The sequence below is a fragment of the Amycolatopsis sp. A1MSW2902 genome (genome assembly GCF_017312175.1).
In the GTDB taxonomy this organism is placed as follows: domain Bacteria; phylum Actinomycetota; class Actinomycetes; order Mycobacteriales; family Pseudonocardiaceae; genus Amycolatopsis; species Amycolatopsis nivea.
This window is the reverse complement of sequence record NZ_QJPO01000001.1, coordinates 1066374-1080783: the sequence shown is the minus strand read 5'-3', so window position 1 is coordinate 1080783 and position 14410 is coordinate 1066374. Positions and strand designations below refer to the sequence as shown.

10 protein-coding genes and 1 pseudogene are annotated in these 14410 nt (G+C 68.0%); 7 read left to right on the top strand and 4 right to left on the bottom strand.

The genetic code is table 11. The features are described 5' to 3' along the window. The first annotated feature begins 256 nt into the window (after window positions 1-256). The 3 genes from DMP23_RS05015 (at window position 257) to DMP23_RS05005 (ending at window position 3088) form a co-directional block, all read left to right on the top strand. A complete protein-coding gene (locus tag DMP23_RS05015) occupies window positions 257-1282 on the top strand; it encodes a 6-phosphofructokinase (RefSeq protein WP_043829128.1) in 1026 nt (341 codons plus the stop codon). Between the two features lie 87 nt (window positions 1283-1369). Further along, entirely contained in the window at window positions 1370-2644 is a 1275-nt protein-coding gene (locus DMP23_RS05010; RefSeq protein ID WP_337820304.1) for a S41 family peptidase, read from the top strand. A 9-nt stretch (window positions 2645-2653) separates the two neighbouring features. Continuing rightward, a complete protein-coding gene (locus tag DMP23_RS05005; RefSeq protein ID WP_337820303.1) occupies window positions 2654-3088 on the top strand; it encodes a VOC family protein in 435 nt (144 codons plus the stop codon). Between the two features lie 48 nt (window positions 3089-3136). Here DMP23_RS05005 and DMP23_RS05000 read toward each other — a convergent pair whose 3' ends face one another. Continuing rightward, window positions 3137-4867: a putative Ig domain-containing protein gene (locus DMP23_RS05000; protein ID WP_337820302.1), complete on the bottom strand. Its 1731-nt coding sequence runs from the start codon at window positions 4865-4867 to the stop codon at window positions 3137-3139. 207 nt (window positions 4868-5074) lie between these two features. Here DMP23_RS05000 and DMP23_RS04995 point away from each other — a divergent pair, with 207 nt between their 5' ends. Together DMP23_RS04995 and DMP23_RS04990 are read left to right on the top strand one after the other, a co-directional pair. After that, window positions 5075-7867 carry an ATP-binding protein gene (locus DMP23_RS04995; protein WP_337820301.1) on the top strand — a complete coding sequence of 931 codons (2793 nt, stop codon included), beginning with the start codon at window positions 5075-5077 and terminating at the stop codon, window positions 7865-7867. Between the two features lie 54 nt (window positions 7868-7921). Then, window positions 7922-8479 carry a 3'-5' exonuclease gene (locus DMP23_RS04990; RefSeq protein ID WP_337820300.1) on the top strand — a complete coding sequence of 186 codons (558 nt, stop codon included), beginning with the start codon at window positions 7922-7924 and terminating at the stop codon, window positions 8477-8479. Between the two features lie 17 nt (window positions 8480-8496). Here the strand turns inward: DMP23_RS04990 and DMP23_RS04985 are convergent, their stop codons facing one another. Together DMP23_RS04985 and DMP23_RS04980 are read right to left on the bottom strand one after the other, a co-directional pair. Then, the gene (locus tag DMP23_RS04985; RefSeq protein ID WP_337820299.1) at window positions 8497-9933 is read right to left on the bottom strand and encodes an aromatic amino acid ammonia-lyase; all 1437 of its coding nucleotides are present in this window, start codon (window positions 9931-9933) and stop codon (window positions 8497-8499) included. Between the two features lie 10 nt (window positions 9934-9943). Beyond that, entirely contained in the window at window positions 9944-10246 is a 303-nt protein-coding gene (locus DMP23_RS04980) for an ArsR/SmtB family transcription factor (RefSeq protein WP_182890918.1), read from the bottom strand. A 169-nt stretch (window positions 10247-10415) separates the two neighbouring features. Here DMP23_RS04980 and DMP23_RS04975 point away from each other — a divergent pair. Further along, window positions 10416-11267 (top strand): annotated as a pseudogene (locus DMP23_RS04975) (glycoside hydrolase family 18 protein); the annotation flags it as partial. Between the two features lie 76 nt (window positions 11268-11343). Beyond that, on the top strand, window positions 11344-13143 hold the full coding sequence (locus DMP23_RS04970) for a recombinase family protein (RefSeq protein ID WP_337820298.1): 1800 nt from the start codon (window positions 11344-11346) through the stop codon (window positions 13141-13143). Here DMP23_RS04970 and DMP23_RS04965 read toward each other — a convergent pair. Further along, window positions 13140-14174, bottom strand: a complete 1035-nt coding sequence (locus tag DMP23_RS04965) for an XRE family transcriptional regulator (RefSeq protein WP_337820297.1) — start codon at window positions 14172-14174, stop codon at window positions 13140-13142. The two genes, DMP23_RS04970 and DMP23_RS04965, sit on opposite strands and share 4 nt — an antisense overlap. Window positions 14175-14410 lie beyond the last annotated feature (236 nt).

Genomic DNA, 14410 nt, shown 5'->3' with positions numbered 1-14410 from the left:
CGGGGGATTCGCCGAGCCGGTTCGAGATCCGGCTCGGGGTGGAGGTCAGCGCAGGTTCACGCCGCCGTGCCCACCCGGGGCCGGCTTCGTAAACCAGAAATAGCGCTGCACGCCGCCACCGTAACACACCTCCGAGCCGCCCCGGCCCGGACCGGATTGGGCAGGTGGTCCGCCCTGCACCGATCCAGATGAAAGCCGCTACGCTGTCCGCGGACTGTGACTGCACTCTCCCTGCGAGGAAAGACGGAGGCAACAGATGCGTGTCGGTGTGCTGACGGGGGGCGGCGACTGCCCCGGCCTGAACGCGGTGATCCGCGCGGTGGTCCGCAAGGGCGTCGAAGTGCACGGCTGGGAGTTCGTCGGCTTCCGCAACGGCTGGCAGGGCCCGCTGACCGGCGACAGCCGGCCGCTCGGCCTCGCCGACGTCGAGGACATCCTCACCCGCGGGGGCACCATCCTGCGGTCGTCGCGGACGAACCCGTACAAGGTCGACGGCGGCGTCGACCAGATCCGCAAGGTGCTCGCCGACCAGGAGGTCGACGCGCTGATCGCGATCGGCGGCGAGGACACCCTCGGCGTCGCCAAGCGGCTGACCGACGACGGCATCGGCGTCGTCGGCGTGCCCAAGACGATCGACAACGACCTCGGGGCCACCGACTACACGTTCGGCTTCGACACCGCGGTCTCCATCGCCACCGAGGCGATCGACCGGCTGCACACCACGGCCGAATCGCACCACCGGGCGCTCGTCATCGAGGTCATGGGACGGCACGCGGGCTGGATCGCGCTGCACTCCGGCCTCGCCGGCGGCGCGAGCGTGATCCTGGTGCCGGAGCGGCAGTTCTCCGTCGACCAGGTCGTGCAGTGGGTCGAGCAGCGCTTCGAGAAGGAGTACGCGCCGATCATCGTCGTGGCCGAGGGCGCGCTGCCCGAGGGCGGCGAGGAGAAGCTGCTGACCGGCGAGAAGGACGCCTTCGGGCACGTCCGGCTCGGCGGCATCGGCAACTGGCTGGCCGACGAGATCTCCGAGCGCACCGGCAAGGAATCGCGCGCGGTCGTGCTCGGCCACGTCCAGCGCGGCGGCACCCCCACCGCCTACGACCGGGTCCTCGCGACGCGCTTCGGCCTGCAAGCGGTGGACGCGGTCGCCGACGGCGACTTCGGCGTGATGGTAGCGCTCAAGGGCACCGACATCGTGCGCGTGAAGCTGTCCGAGGCGACGGCCGAGCTGAAGACCGTTCCGCTGGAGCGGTACCAGGAAGCCGAAGTCTTCTTCGGCTGAGGTTCTCCCGTGGTAGGGGCAACCCCACCACACTGCCGGGGGCGCGCGGTATTCCGTGCGCCCCCGGCTTTTTTCTACCCTCGGCTCGTGCGAATCTTCCTGGCGGGCTTGGCGATTCTCTCGGTGGCCGCGGCCCCTCCTTCCACTGTGGACGGTGTCTGGCGGACTGACGGATACGGGCAGCTGGTCCACGTGTCCGGCGGCAAACTGACCACTTACGACGTCACCGAGGTCAGTTGCTTGCCCGGCACTCTTTCCGGAACTGGCGACGGCACAACGTTTTCCACGAACGAAGGCTCGGTGGTCACCATCCGGGCGGGCCGGATGAGTTTCGACGACAACCTCGGCGTGCGGTCGTTGCGTCGCGTCCCGGGTGGATTGCCGCCCGCGTGCCAGGCTTCGTCCGCAGACCTGTTCGACGTCTTCTGGCACACCTTCGCCGAGAATTATCCCTTCTTCCGGGCGAAAGGCGTCGACTGGAAGTCCGAAGGGGACGCTGCCCGCCGCGAGATCGCCGCGCATCCGGAGCGCCTCTTCGACGTCCTCTGTGGACTGATCCGTCCGCTGCACGACGCCCATGTCGGTCTGCTCGCCGCAGGCCAGCACTGCTCTTTTCCGCGACCAGGCACTCCCGACCTGAAAACGACCGTCCCGCGCGCGATCGCCGTAGCCGACGCGAATCTCGGCGCGCCGATTCAGCATTGGGCCGACGGAGCCATCGCCTACGCCGATCTGCCCGAGGGTCGAGGATACCTGCGGATCAGCGGATTCCACGATTACGCCGACACTTTCGCCGCCAGCAGCAAGGTCCTGGCGAAAGCGCTGGACGAGATCTTCACCGCCGACCGGGTGCACAAGCTGCGCGGCCTGATCCTCGACCTGCGCGTCAACGGCGGCGGCGACGACCCGCTCGGCTTGCAAGTCGCCGCCCGGTTGACCGACGTCCCGCACTTCGCCTACGCGAAACGCGCCCGCAACGACCCGGACGATCCAACGCGATTCACTGTCCCGCAACCGTTCTTCGTGCAGCCAGCCGCGGCACCGCGTTACACCGGCCCGCTCACGGTCCTGACTGGCAGCCTGGACGTCTCAGCGGGAGAGACCTTCCTGCAAGCGCTGCTGAACCGGCATCCGCGACCGGTCCTGATCGGACAGTCCACTCAGGGCGCCTTCTCGGACCTGCTGGAGCGGACGCTGCCTAAGCCGGGCTGGAAGGTGGCGTTGCCGAACGAGGAGTACCTCGACCCGCACGGCCGCACCTACGACGGCACCGGCATCAGCCCGGACCTGCAGGTCCCGGTCTTCGCCCCGGACGATCTCGCCGCCGGACGGGATCCGGCGCTGGCCGCGGCCCGCCGGTAAGGTGAGCGCATGGGGTCGGTCAAGCAGGTCCAGGTCACTTTCGATTGCGCGGAGCCCGAGCGCGTCGCCCGCTTCTGGTGCGAGGTGCTGGGCTACGTCGTGCCGCCACCGCCGGAAGGGTTCGCCGACTGGGCGGAGTTCGACCGTTCGCTGCCGGCCGAGCATCAGGGCTCGGCGTTCGCCTGCGTCGATCCGAACGGCATCGGGCCGCGGCTGTTCTTCCAGCGTGTGCCCGAAGGCCGCGTGGTGAAGAACCGGGTGCACCTCGACGTGCGCGCAGGCACCGGTCTGGTGGGCGCGGAACGGCTGGCGGCGCTGAAAGCCGAGGCCGACCGGCTGGTCGCGCTGGGCGCGTCCATCGTGCAGGTGCTGGAGGCGGACGGCGTGAACGAGTCCTGCATCCCGATGCAGGACGTCGAGGGCAACGAGTTCTGCCTGGACTGACGGAAACCGCCGTGCCGCGCCCGAGGCGACGGCACGGCGGCTGCCGGGTCAGGAAACGGAAACGTTGGCCGGAGCGGTGAACGAGCCGCCCGACACCTGGTAGATCTGCGAGACGGTGAGGCTGCCGCCCGCCGGGATGCTGTCCTGTCCGGTGATCACGACGTGCCCGGTCGAGCTGGACGCGGTGCCCGGGTTCGTGTTCGACAGCGATTCGTTCGAAGCCAGGTCGAACGACAGCGTCCAGCCGTTCGACGCCGACGAACCGCCGTTGGTGATCGTGAAGTGCGCGAAGGCGCCGAACCCGTAGTCGTAGTCGGTGGTGAACTTCGCGGTCAGCTTGCCCACCGGAGCCGTCGTGACGGTCCAGGTGAACGGAGCCTGCGCGGTCGCCCCGGCGGAGTCGGTGGCCGTCACGGTCACGTTGCTGGTGCCCGCGGCGCTCGGCGTGCCGGTGATGGAGCCGGTCTTGCCGTCGATGGCCAGCCCGGCGGGGAGGCCGTCCGCCGAGTAGGTGTAGGGCGAGGTGCCGCCCGACGCCGTGACCTTCAGCGAAACCGCCTTGCCCACCACGCTGTTCTGGTTGCCCGGGTTGCTGACGCTCAGTTTGCCGTTGGTGCCGCCGCCGGGGGTCAGGCCGGTGACGCCGTGCGGGGTGCCGAGGCCGGTCGGGCCGTCCCAGCCAGTGCCGGCGTTGCAGATCACCGTGCCGCAGCTGCCGTTGCTGCCCGAGGTGACGTCGTTGAAGTCGCCGGTGTGCGCGTACGGGTAGGTCGCGGCGTTGTCGCCGTCCTTCGGCGCGCCCGCGAGCGCCCAGATGCCGGCGACGATCGGGGTGGCGAGGCTGGTGCCGCCGTACTGCGACTGCTGGCCGTTGACGTAGATCGTGATGCCGCTGTTGGGATCCGCGTCAGCCGAAATGTCCGAAGTGGCGCGATTGTCGCACGCGGTGCTGATCCCGTTCTGGAACGCGGGCTTGCTGAACTTGCTCGAACAGCCGCTGCCCGCCTTGCTCCAGGCGGTTTCGGAGTAGCCGCTGCCGGACGCGGTCAGCGTGGTGCCGCCGACCGCGACGACCTCGGGCGAAGTGGCCGGGTATTCCGCCTGGGAACCGCTTTCGCTGCCCCAGTCGCCGGTGGCGCCGAGGATCGCGACGCCCGGGTGGTTGTAGTGCTGCTCGGCGTCCGAGGGAATCGCGCTCTCGTGGTCGGCGTAGCTGTTCGACACGATCTTCGCGCCGAGCCGGACCGCGCTGTCGACGGCCGCCGCGAGGTCGCTGTCCTCGTTGCTGTTGCCTTCCACCAGCAGGATCTTGCAGTCCGGGCAGAGCGCGCTGACCGCGTCGACGTCGATGGCCATCTCGGTCGCCCAGCCCGAGTCGGTCTTGGTCGGAAGCGTGCTCGTGCCGTCCTGGCCGACCACGGTGAGGCAGCCGTTCGCCTTGGTGCAGGAGCCCAGGTTCCAGTGCGAGCGGTAGTCGTTCAGGTCCTTCTCGATGCCGGGGTCGTCGAAGGCGTCGACGATCGCGACGGTGGTCCCGCCGCTCTTCATCCCGGCGACGCCGTAGGCCTTCTGCAGGTCGGCCGGGCTCATCGCGCTGGCCGGGCGGGCTCCGGACGAAACCAGTTGCACGGCCTGGCATTTCGCGTAGCCGGCGGGCGCGTTGGCACACGACGCCGGGCTCAGCTGGGGTCCGGCGTCCGCGGCCGGGGCCGACAGCGCCGCCACCCCCGCTCCGAGAGCGAGCGCGGCACCGGCGGCGGCCAGCCGTCTCAAGGTCATTCCTGCACGCATCATCGCGTCCTTCCTCGTACGCCGCTGCCCGGAAGACGGGCGAAAAGCGGTGCCGCCATTGGATTTCACCGAGGCGGTGCGGAACCAGGAACAACCGGCACAACCGGCTGTTGTGCCGGGAGGAGGAACCCGACCTTCGGAGGATGTCCCGCGCCCCGGCGCGAGCGACGATGGAGCGGCAGGAGGTGCAGGGACATGCCGGACGGCGCTGCGGAAACGTTCGACCGGACGCTGGTCCGGTTGCGCCGGGCAGCCGGGCTGACGCAGGAACAACTGGCCCAGCGCTGCGGGCTGAGCACGCGCGGCGTGGGGAATCTCGAACGCGGGCAACGGCATCCGCGGCGAGTCACCGTGCAACTCCTCGCCGACGGTCTCGCGCTGCCCGAGGACAGCCGGGCCGAACTGCTCGCGGCCGCCCGGCGCGGCAGGCGACAGCCGCCAGACCATCCGGTTCCGCCTTCCCGTCCGGCGCCGGACCTCATCGGCCGCACCGAGGAACACGCCTTGCTGGACAAGCACATTTCCGGGACAGGAAGGCCGTTTCTGGTCTTCGCGGGACAAACCGGAATCGGCAAGACCCGGCTGCTCGCCGAAGCCGCGACACTGGCCGAGGCGCGGGGAACGGTGGTGCTCTCGACGGCGTGCTCGCGTTATGGCGGAGAGCCGTACGCGCCGCTCTCCGAAGCGTTCGCGCGGCACGTTTCCGAACATCCCGCCGGACCCGGCCTGGCGTTCCTGCTTCCCGAACAACGCACGGCCGAACCGGCTCCGGCCCGCTGGCAGATGTTCGCCGAAGCAGCACGGTTTCTCGACACCCTGGCGCGACGCCGCGGCGTGCTCGTGATCCTGGACGACCTGCAATGGGCCGGTCCGGACGGGCTGGCGCTGCTGGCTTCGCTCGTCCAGGACGTCCGGCCGGATCGCGTCCGCTTCCTCGCTGCCTACCGCGACACCGAAATCGCCGCGGCCGAGCCGTTGGCCGACACGCTGCTCGATTTGTACCGGAAGGGCTTGGTGACACAGCATTCGCTCGCCCCGCTGGCGGACGAGGACGCGACGATGCTGTTGCACCACAGCGCCGGAACCGAGGTCGGGCAATCCGCCCGCGACCGCGTGCTCCGCTTGGCAGGCGGACTCCCGTTGTTCCTGGTCCAGCTGGGACACGTACTGGGCAGATCCGGCAAACCGCCCGCGGAGCTGCCGTGGGGACTCGCCCACGCGGTGCGGCGGCAGGTCGGTTCGCTGCCCGAACGGACGGTCGAAGTGCTCACCCTGCTGGCGGTGGGGCAGCAACGGATGGACCCGGACGTCCTGGCCGCGGCTGCCGGGCTCGATCCGGCCGAATTGTCCGAAGTGCTCGCTCCCGCGCACACCGCACGGCTGCTGGACGAGAACGCCGAGGGCGTCCGGCTGACCCACGAACTGGTCGCCGAGGTAGTGAACGGAGACTTGCCGCCAAGCCGTCGGCACGCACTGCACCGCAGACTCGCCGAGGCATTGGGCGGCGCAGCGGCGGCCTACCACTACACACACGCACAGGACACCGAACGCGCCGCGCAGACCTTAAGGCACGCAGCGGAAAAAGCCAGCAGGCAAGCCGCGCACGACACGGCTGCCCAGCATTTAGGCGCGTTGGTCGATCTGCTGGACCGCACCGGTTCCCAGGCCGCCGTCGCCGAAGCCGCCGAAGCCTGGGCGGACGCGCTCGCCGCAGCCGGCCGGTACGACGCCGCGCTCGCCGCCGCCGAACGCGCGCTTTTGGTGTACCGCAAGGAAGGCGACGAGGAACGGCAACGCCTCGTGATCGCGAGGATCGGGTATTTGCACTACCAACGCGGCACTCCGCGCGAAGGCCTGGCCCGGATCGCGCCGACCCTGACCGAGGACCGCCCCGGCGGATCGTCCGTGCGGCTGCGGCTGGCTCGCGCCGCGAACCTCTACCAGAGCACGCGCTACCGGGAATCCGTCGAGGTCTCCACGGCCGCGATCGTCGCGGCGGAGTCGGTGGGGGACGAGCATGGTCTAGCGGGCGGTCACCTGCGCCGAGGACTCGCGTTGCGCCTGCTCGGCCGCAACGAGGAAGCACTGGCGGATCTGCATACCGCCGCAGCCACCGCGGAACTGTGCGGCGACCGGGACATCGTCGTCCGCGCGCTGACCGGGGTCGCTGTGCTGCACCACTACCGCGGCGAACTGACCCGGGCCGACCGGCAGTTCGAGCGAATCCTCCGGCTGGCCGAAGAACTCGGCGACCGGGAGCTGCTCAGCCGAGCAGTCTGCAACGTCGGCGCGAGCGCGGTTTACGTCGGCCGCTGGGGCGCCGCACTGCGCCGGTTCAGCCAGGCACTAGAACTGGCGGGACACGGCCGCTCGCCGATGTGCGGCGCGATGGCCCTCATCGGCCGGGGTGCGTTGTGGTCAGCCTGCGGCCGCTACGACGTGGCGGCCGACGACCTGACCCGAGTGATCCGCCTGGGCCAAGAGAGCGACAATGCGGACATCATCTGCAATGCGTCCGCCCAGCTGGCGGAGAACGACGTCCGCGCGGGCCGCCCCGAGCGAGGGGTGCGCCGATTGCTGCCTTTGCTTGCACTGCAAGGGGAAAGAAGCTGGCAGATGACCGACGCACTGCCATTCCTCGCCGAAGCACAACTGGCGGCCGGGGATCCGGTTGCTGCCGGGGAGACTGCTGCGGAGGCTGTTGCCTGCACTGAGCACATCGAGCACATCCTCGCCCGCACGGACGCGTTTCGGGTGCAGGGGCTGGCTTTTCTTCGGCGCGGGGACTTTTCGGCGGCGGGGGAGAGTTTGGAGGAGGCGGGTGCGCTGGCTGAGCGGGTGGGTTCGCCTTACCTGCACGCACGGGTGAGTGCGGCGCATGCTGCTATGTCGGATTGGCGGGGCGATTGCGTTGCCGCGGCCCGGGATCGGGGGCGGGCGGAGGAATTGTTCACGGCTTTGCGGCGGGACGCTTTGGCGGAGGACTGAGTCTGCGCGGAAACTCGAGTGCCTCGGCTGTCTTCGGTTTCTACACTCGCTGGCATGGAAGCGGACTTCCTGAACGTGGTCGACGTCGAGGCGACCTGCTGGGAGAAACAGCCGCCGCCCGGCCAGGCCAGCGAGATCATCGAGATCGGATTGACGGTCGTCGATCTGCGCGCGGGCGAGCGGGTGGCCAAGCACCGGATACTGGTCCGTCCGGCCCGGTCGGAAGTGAGCCCGTTCTGCACGGAGCTGACCGGGTTGACCCAGTCCGAAGTGGACGGCGGCTTGTCGTTCCAGGAGGCCTGCCGGACGCTGGCGGTGCGGCATCGCACGGCGGAGTTGCCGTGGGCCAGCTGGGGAGACTACGACCGCAATCAATTCGCTCGGCAATGCCGCCACACCGGCACCGAGTACCCGTTCACTCGACAGCACACCAACGCGAAGGTCGCGTTCACCGCGGCCCGCGGTCTGCGTAGCCGCCCTGGAATGGCGCAAGCGCTTGCCGTCGCGGGCCTCCCGCTCGAAGGCCGCCACCATCGCGGCGACGACGACGCGTGGAACATCGCCGCGCTGGTGCTGGAGATCGCGAAGCGCGGAGAGTGGCCCCGCGGCTGAATCCGTATCGCCGGGGTTCAGATCCGCGCCAGTTCGTCCAGAACTCCGGCTGCCTTGGCGATGTCCTCAGTCAACGGCCGATCCTCCAACCGCTCGTCCAACACCCCCACCGCGGCCGCGTACGCCGCCCGCACCGGGAGGTCCACCAGCTCCGCCTTCCGAATCCGCAACGCCCGCACCGCCGCGACCAGTTCGCAAGCCAGTACCTGTCGGTAAGCCCCAGCAGCCGCAGTAGCCGCCCGTGCGGCCTGGGTCGAGAAGCTCGCGTGGTCCTCGATCCCGCGCGACACCACGGCGGTCCCGAGCGTCGCGGGCAATGCCGCCTGTCGCAGTTCGGTCAGCGCGTCGTGCGCCACGTACTCCAGGATCATCACCCCGGAACTCCCGGGCGGCCCGACCGCGAGGAACGGCCGCAACCCGGTGAACTCCGGTTCCACCAAGTCTCCCAACCGGGCCACGGACAGCTCCGCGACCTGATGCACTGTCGCGCGGGCTTGGTCGAGCGCAGTCGAGACGTACGCGGTGTGGAAGTGCGCGTGGTGGTACGCATCGCCGTGCACGGTGGAGATCATCGGATTTTCCGTGCTGGCATTGATCTCCACAGCGAGCACATCGCGCAGATAGTGGATCGCGTCTAGCGCCGGACCCTGCACCTGAGGAAAAGCGCGCAGCCCGAAGGGATCCTGAAGCCGCCGACCCGGCTTAGGGGTGCCGTGCATGCCCAACAGTCGACGCATCTCAGCCGCGCACGCCACCTGTCCGGCGTGCGGACGTGCTTCGTGCACCGGCGTCGCGTACGCCTCGGGGTTGCCGTCGAGAGCCACGTACGTGAGCGCGGCGACGGCGTGGCTCGCGCGGGTGAGCGTGTCCAGGCTCATCGCGGCGAGGGTCGCTTCGGCGAGCGTCGCGGCGTTGCTGCTCATGAACGCCAACGCGTCACCCGCGTGCACCGGAACCGGTGGCACCGTGCCGATCGCCCACTCGCGTTCCCCGGCCAATGCGAGCGCGGTCTCCGCGAGGGGAGCGAGGTCGCCGGTGCCGATCGCGCCCAGGCGGTGCACGACAGGCAAGGCACCGGTGCGCACGGCTTCGGCGAGCGCGCTGATCAGCTCGGGGCTGATTCCGGAGCGTCCGGCCAGCAGCTGGTTGAGCCGGATCAGCAGCATCGCGCGGATCTGGCCGTCGGGCAGCAGTTCGCCGCTCCCGCCGGCGTGGCTGCGCAGCAGGCGAAGGCCGTGTTCGGCGGGCTCGTCCACCGCGTCGTCCTTGTTCGCTCCGACGCCGGTGGTGCGGCCGTAGACCACCCGCCGGGTGCTCAGGTCCTCGGCCAGCTTCCACGAGTGCTCGGCGGCGCGCAGCGCGGCGATGGACACGTCGATCGCCAGCGGGCCGTAGGTGTGCGCCGCCGTGACCACGTCGGCGCACCGCAGGGTCCGGCCGTCCACTCGGATCACGGCGTGCTCCTCACTCGGTTTCGTCCAGCCGCTGTTCGAGCGCGTCGAGCCGGTCGGCCCAGAACTGCCGGTACGGCGCGAGCCACGCGTCCACTTCGGCCAGCGGCTCGGCACGCAGCCGGTAGCAGCGGCGCTGTGCGGACACCCGCACGGTCACCAGCCCCGCCTCGCGCAGGACGCGCAGGTGCTTGGACACGGCGGGCTGGCTGAGCCGCAGTTCGGCCACCAGTTCGCCGACCGACCGCTCGCCCTCGAGCAGCAGGTCGAGCAGCGCGCGGCGGCGGGGTTCGGCCAGCACGTCGAAGGTCTGCATCACCCCGGAAATCTGCCTCGCGGCGCATATGCCTGTCAAGGAATGCGCGTACCGCCGAATGTCCGTTTTATGGTCTAAACCATTGACCTGGTGGTCTAGTCCACTTACGGTGCATTTGTCCCCGCCGTCACTGCCTCGTCACCGACGGTGACTCCTGAAGGGAGCAATGATGCTTCGCTTGCGCAGAACCCGCCTGCTGGCCTTGGCGACCGCGGCGTTCGCCGCCGCGGCCGCGCTCGTCCCCGCCGCCTCGGCCGCGGCCCCCGCGAGAACCGAGGCCGCGTCCGGCAAGGTCGTCGGCTACTTCACCGACTGGGGCATCTACGACCGCAACTACCACGTGAAGAACATCGAGACGTCCGGCTCGGCGAACAAGCTCACGCACATCAACTTCGCCTTCGGCAACGTCACGAACGGCGGCTGCGCGATCGGCGACCCGTGGGCCGACTACCAGAAGACCTACGACGCGGCGGGCAGCGTCGACGGCGTCGCCGACACCTGGGACCAGCCGCTCGCGGGCAGTTTCAACCAGCTCAAGAAGCTGAAGGCCAAGCACCCCGGGCTGAAGATCATCTGGTCGTTCGGCGGCTGGACCTGGTCCGGCGGCTTCGGCCAGGCCGCGAAGAACCCGGAAGCCTTCGCGAATTCCTGCTACAACCTGGTCAACGACCAGCGCTGGGCCGGGCTGTTCGACGGCATCGACCTCGACTGGGAGTACCCGAACGCGTGCGGTCTCACCTGTGACACGAGCGGTCCCGACGCGTTGAAGAAGCTGCTTGCCGCGGTGCGGGCGAAGTTCGGTTCGTCGAAGCTCGTCACCGCCGCGATCACCGCCGACGGCAGCAACGGCGGCAAGCTCGACGTCACCGATTACGCGGACGCCGCGCAGTACGTCGACTGGTACAACGTGATGACGTACGACTTCTTCGGCGGCTGGGCCGCGCAAGGCCCGACCGCGCCGCACTCGCCGCTGACGTCGTACAACGGCCTGCCGACGCAGGGCTTCTACTCGGACGCGTCGAACCATGACAATCGCATAATGTAGCAGAAGCGGGGCCGGATCTTCCGGGCTCTCAGCCTGCTGACCTGGAGGAATCATGGCACGAGTACTGGGCCGGGTACGTCTGTCCAAGTGGACGGACACGAGCACGAGCGTGGTCCGGCAGAAGAAATTGATCACCGAGTGGTCCAAGGCCCGGGGTCACGAACTCGTGGGGTGGGCCATAGACGAGAACTTCTCCCGCTCGGTCCGGCCGTTCGATGCCCCGGAGTTCGGACCGTGGCTCACGGACCCCGAGTTGATTGATCGATGGGACATGACGGTCGCCTGGCGGCTGGACAGGTTCGGGGCTGGTTGGCGTCTGGGCCCCCTGTTCACCTGGTGCCTGGAGAACGGAAAGAATCTCAACACCACGACCGTGGACATCGATCTCCACACCACGACCGGGCGAATCGTGGCCACCGTTCTCTCGGAGATGAGCCAGGGCGAATTGGAGGCAATCCAAGAACGCACCCAGGGATCCCAACGTCATCTCCGCAGTATCGGACGCTGGCACGGAGGCCGAGCCCCGTACTGGCTCAAACCCAAGAAAAAGGGCCCGGGCTGGACGCTCGCCCTGGATCCGGAACCTTCAGCGGTCACGGAACGAATCATCGAGGAATTCCTTCCGCCGGAGCCTCGACCCGTGGACGCTATCGCCAAGGATCTGACCGCAGAAGGGATCGCAAGCCCGCAGGACTACTACCGGGTCAGGTCCAAGCGTGAGCACGAGAAGGCCGGGATCGAATACCGGGGCAAGGAACCGACCGGGCAACGCTGGTTCTTCGCTTCCGTCATGGACCTTCTGACCAATCCCTCATTGTTGGGCTGGTCCACGAATGGGGGGACCGTGGTCCGGGACGAGGAAGGGAACCCCGTAGAAGCGGCTGAGGCCCTTGTCACCCCGCAGAGGTGGGAAGAGATCCAATCCGAGATCTCCAGGCGGGCCGGATTGCAATCTCCGCACCGGGAGCATGGAACGGGGCCTTTGTACGGAGTTCTCAAGTGTGCGGAATGCGGGAAGTCCCTGCACCACGCTCGCCAAGGGGTCAACAAGAAGACCGGGCGCGAATACATCTATTACCGGAGCGTGTGCAAACACAACCGGCTTGCTCCGAGGGACATCGTGGAAGACATGGTGCTTACCTCGATGAACCATTTGCTCGGGAACGTGAACCAGGTAGAACGCCTTTACATCCCGGGAAGCGATAACTCGGCAGAGCTTGAACAGGCTGAACGCGCCTACGAGGACATCTCAGCCCGCCTTCCGTCCGCACCCTCGGAACGGGTCTTTGAATCGCTCACGCGGCAACTGGACGGTCTAACGGTGCGGATCCAGGAACTCAGCACGGAAGCCCGGACGCCTTCACGCATCGAATACCGGACGACCGGCAAGACTTTCGGCGAGGTCATGGAAGGAATGACAGTGGATCAGGTCCGTGACCTCATGCTCAGTGCCGGGATAACGGTGGATCTCTCATACGACTGGCAAGGGCTGACTACGGGAATCGTGATCCCGGAGGATCTGCACGAACACCTAGGGCTGTCCGATGATGTGATGATGGGTGCGGGCGGGGATTGGCCCGCCGGATTCCCGGGCTCGTATATCGCATTCCTCCCGGCTGAGGAACTTCCCGGGAACAAGAGAGCCAAGATCAAGGTATCTCCCGCACAGATCCGGCTTCTGAAGCTGGTCATCGAGAATCCCGACCGGGTTCACCCCAAGTCCAAAGCCCCGACCATCGACGTTCTCAAGCGACTGGGCCTGATCAAGGCCAGGTACGTCAAGCGCGGGGACTTCTGGCGTTGTTCCGCGACGGATGCCGGGCGGAAGCTGATCTCCGAGCGAGAGGGCTAGGAATCGAGTTCCGCGAGTTTCTTCCGGCGACTGGCCCACTCGGCCTCACGCCAGGACGAGGGCATGGCCCGGATTGCTTCTCTTGCGATCCGGGCCGCTTCTTTGTTCTCGCCCAGGGCATGAAGAACGAACGCCCGTTGCCCATGGAAGAAACTGGGCACGTACCAATAGCCGGAGTCCGGGAGTTCATCCGGGTCTTCGGGCAACCGGTCCGCGAGTTCATCCGCGTGGCTCAGGGACTTCAGAGCCTCGGTCCTCAGCCCGTCTTTGGCGAGGACTTCGGCCCGCTGGAATTCGTTGTATGTCCTCAGGCCGATATTTACCCGGGGATCCCTGCCCGCAGCTTCGTTCAGGGCTTCGGCACTCCTCAGGTTGTCCTGCCTGAGATTACGGTAGGCCGAGAACGAGAGGGCCAGGGAAAGCCGTTCCGGGTCGTCGGATTCCAGGGCCAGGCTCGAAGCCCGGTCCAAATGCCTCTCCGAGTCCTTCCACTGATCCAGGGGAATGGAGAGCCACCCGAGATACTGCTCCAATTCGCTCAGGAGCCCTACCGCCTGACCTCGAACCGGCCCCCGGGAATTCCGGGCCAATCGCTCGACCATGGACCGCTGAGCCTCGACCGTGGAAATCACTTCCCCGGCACTGGTGGCATCTTCGAGCCTCCGGACCGAGGCCAGGACTTCGGCTATGGCCTGGAGAGCCTTGGAATCGGTCCTCACTCGCCCTGAGAGGGCCTGAGACACCCGTTCCTGGTCCTGAGCGCTCACCAGTCCCAGATCCCGTTCCGAGGCCCCCAGGATCGAGCACAGAGCGGCCCGGACCAGAGCCCCGGGCCTCCGGACCGAACCTCGTTCGAGCTTGCCCAGGTGGTTGGCGTCGAAGGCCGAGAGCCTTCCCTTCGGATCCTGGGCCGTGATCCAGTCCCGGACCAGAGCCGACAACTCATCCCGGCCCATCGGGGTGCCCGGGTACAGGCGCGAAGACATCGCCTCCCGTGCCTGCCGGAGCTGGGCGTTCGGTCCCTCGGCCATGGCCCTGAGTCTATCTTCCCCGATCTTCCCCCGGATCTTCCCTTCACGGTGAGTCACCTCTCTTAGACGCTCAGGTCATGAGCACGGGTCCTCACTACGCAGGCAGGTCGGCCGACTTCGCACTCCGGATCTTCAAGCACGAAGCCCACAGATACCGGAAAACCGAACTCGGCGACTTTCGTATCGCGTGGCTGGTCCCGTGGTGTTCCGAAGGATCCGAAAACCCGGAAAGGCAT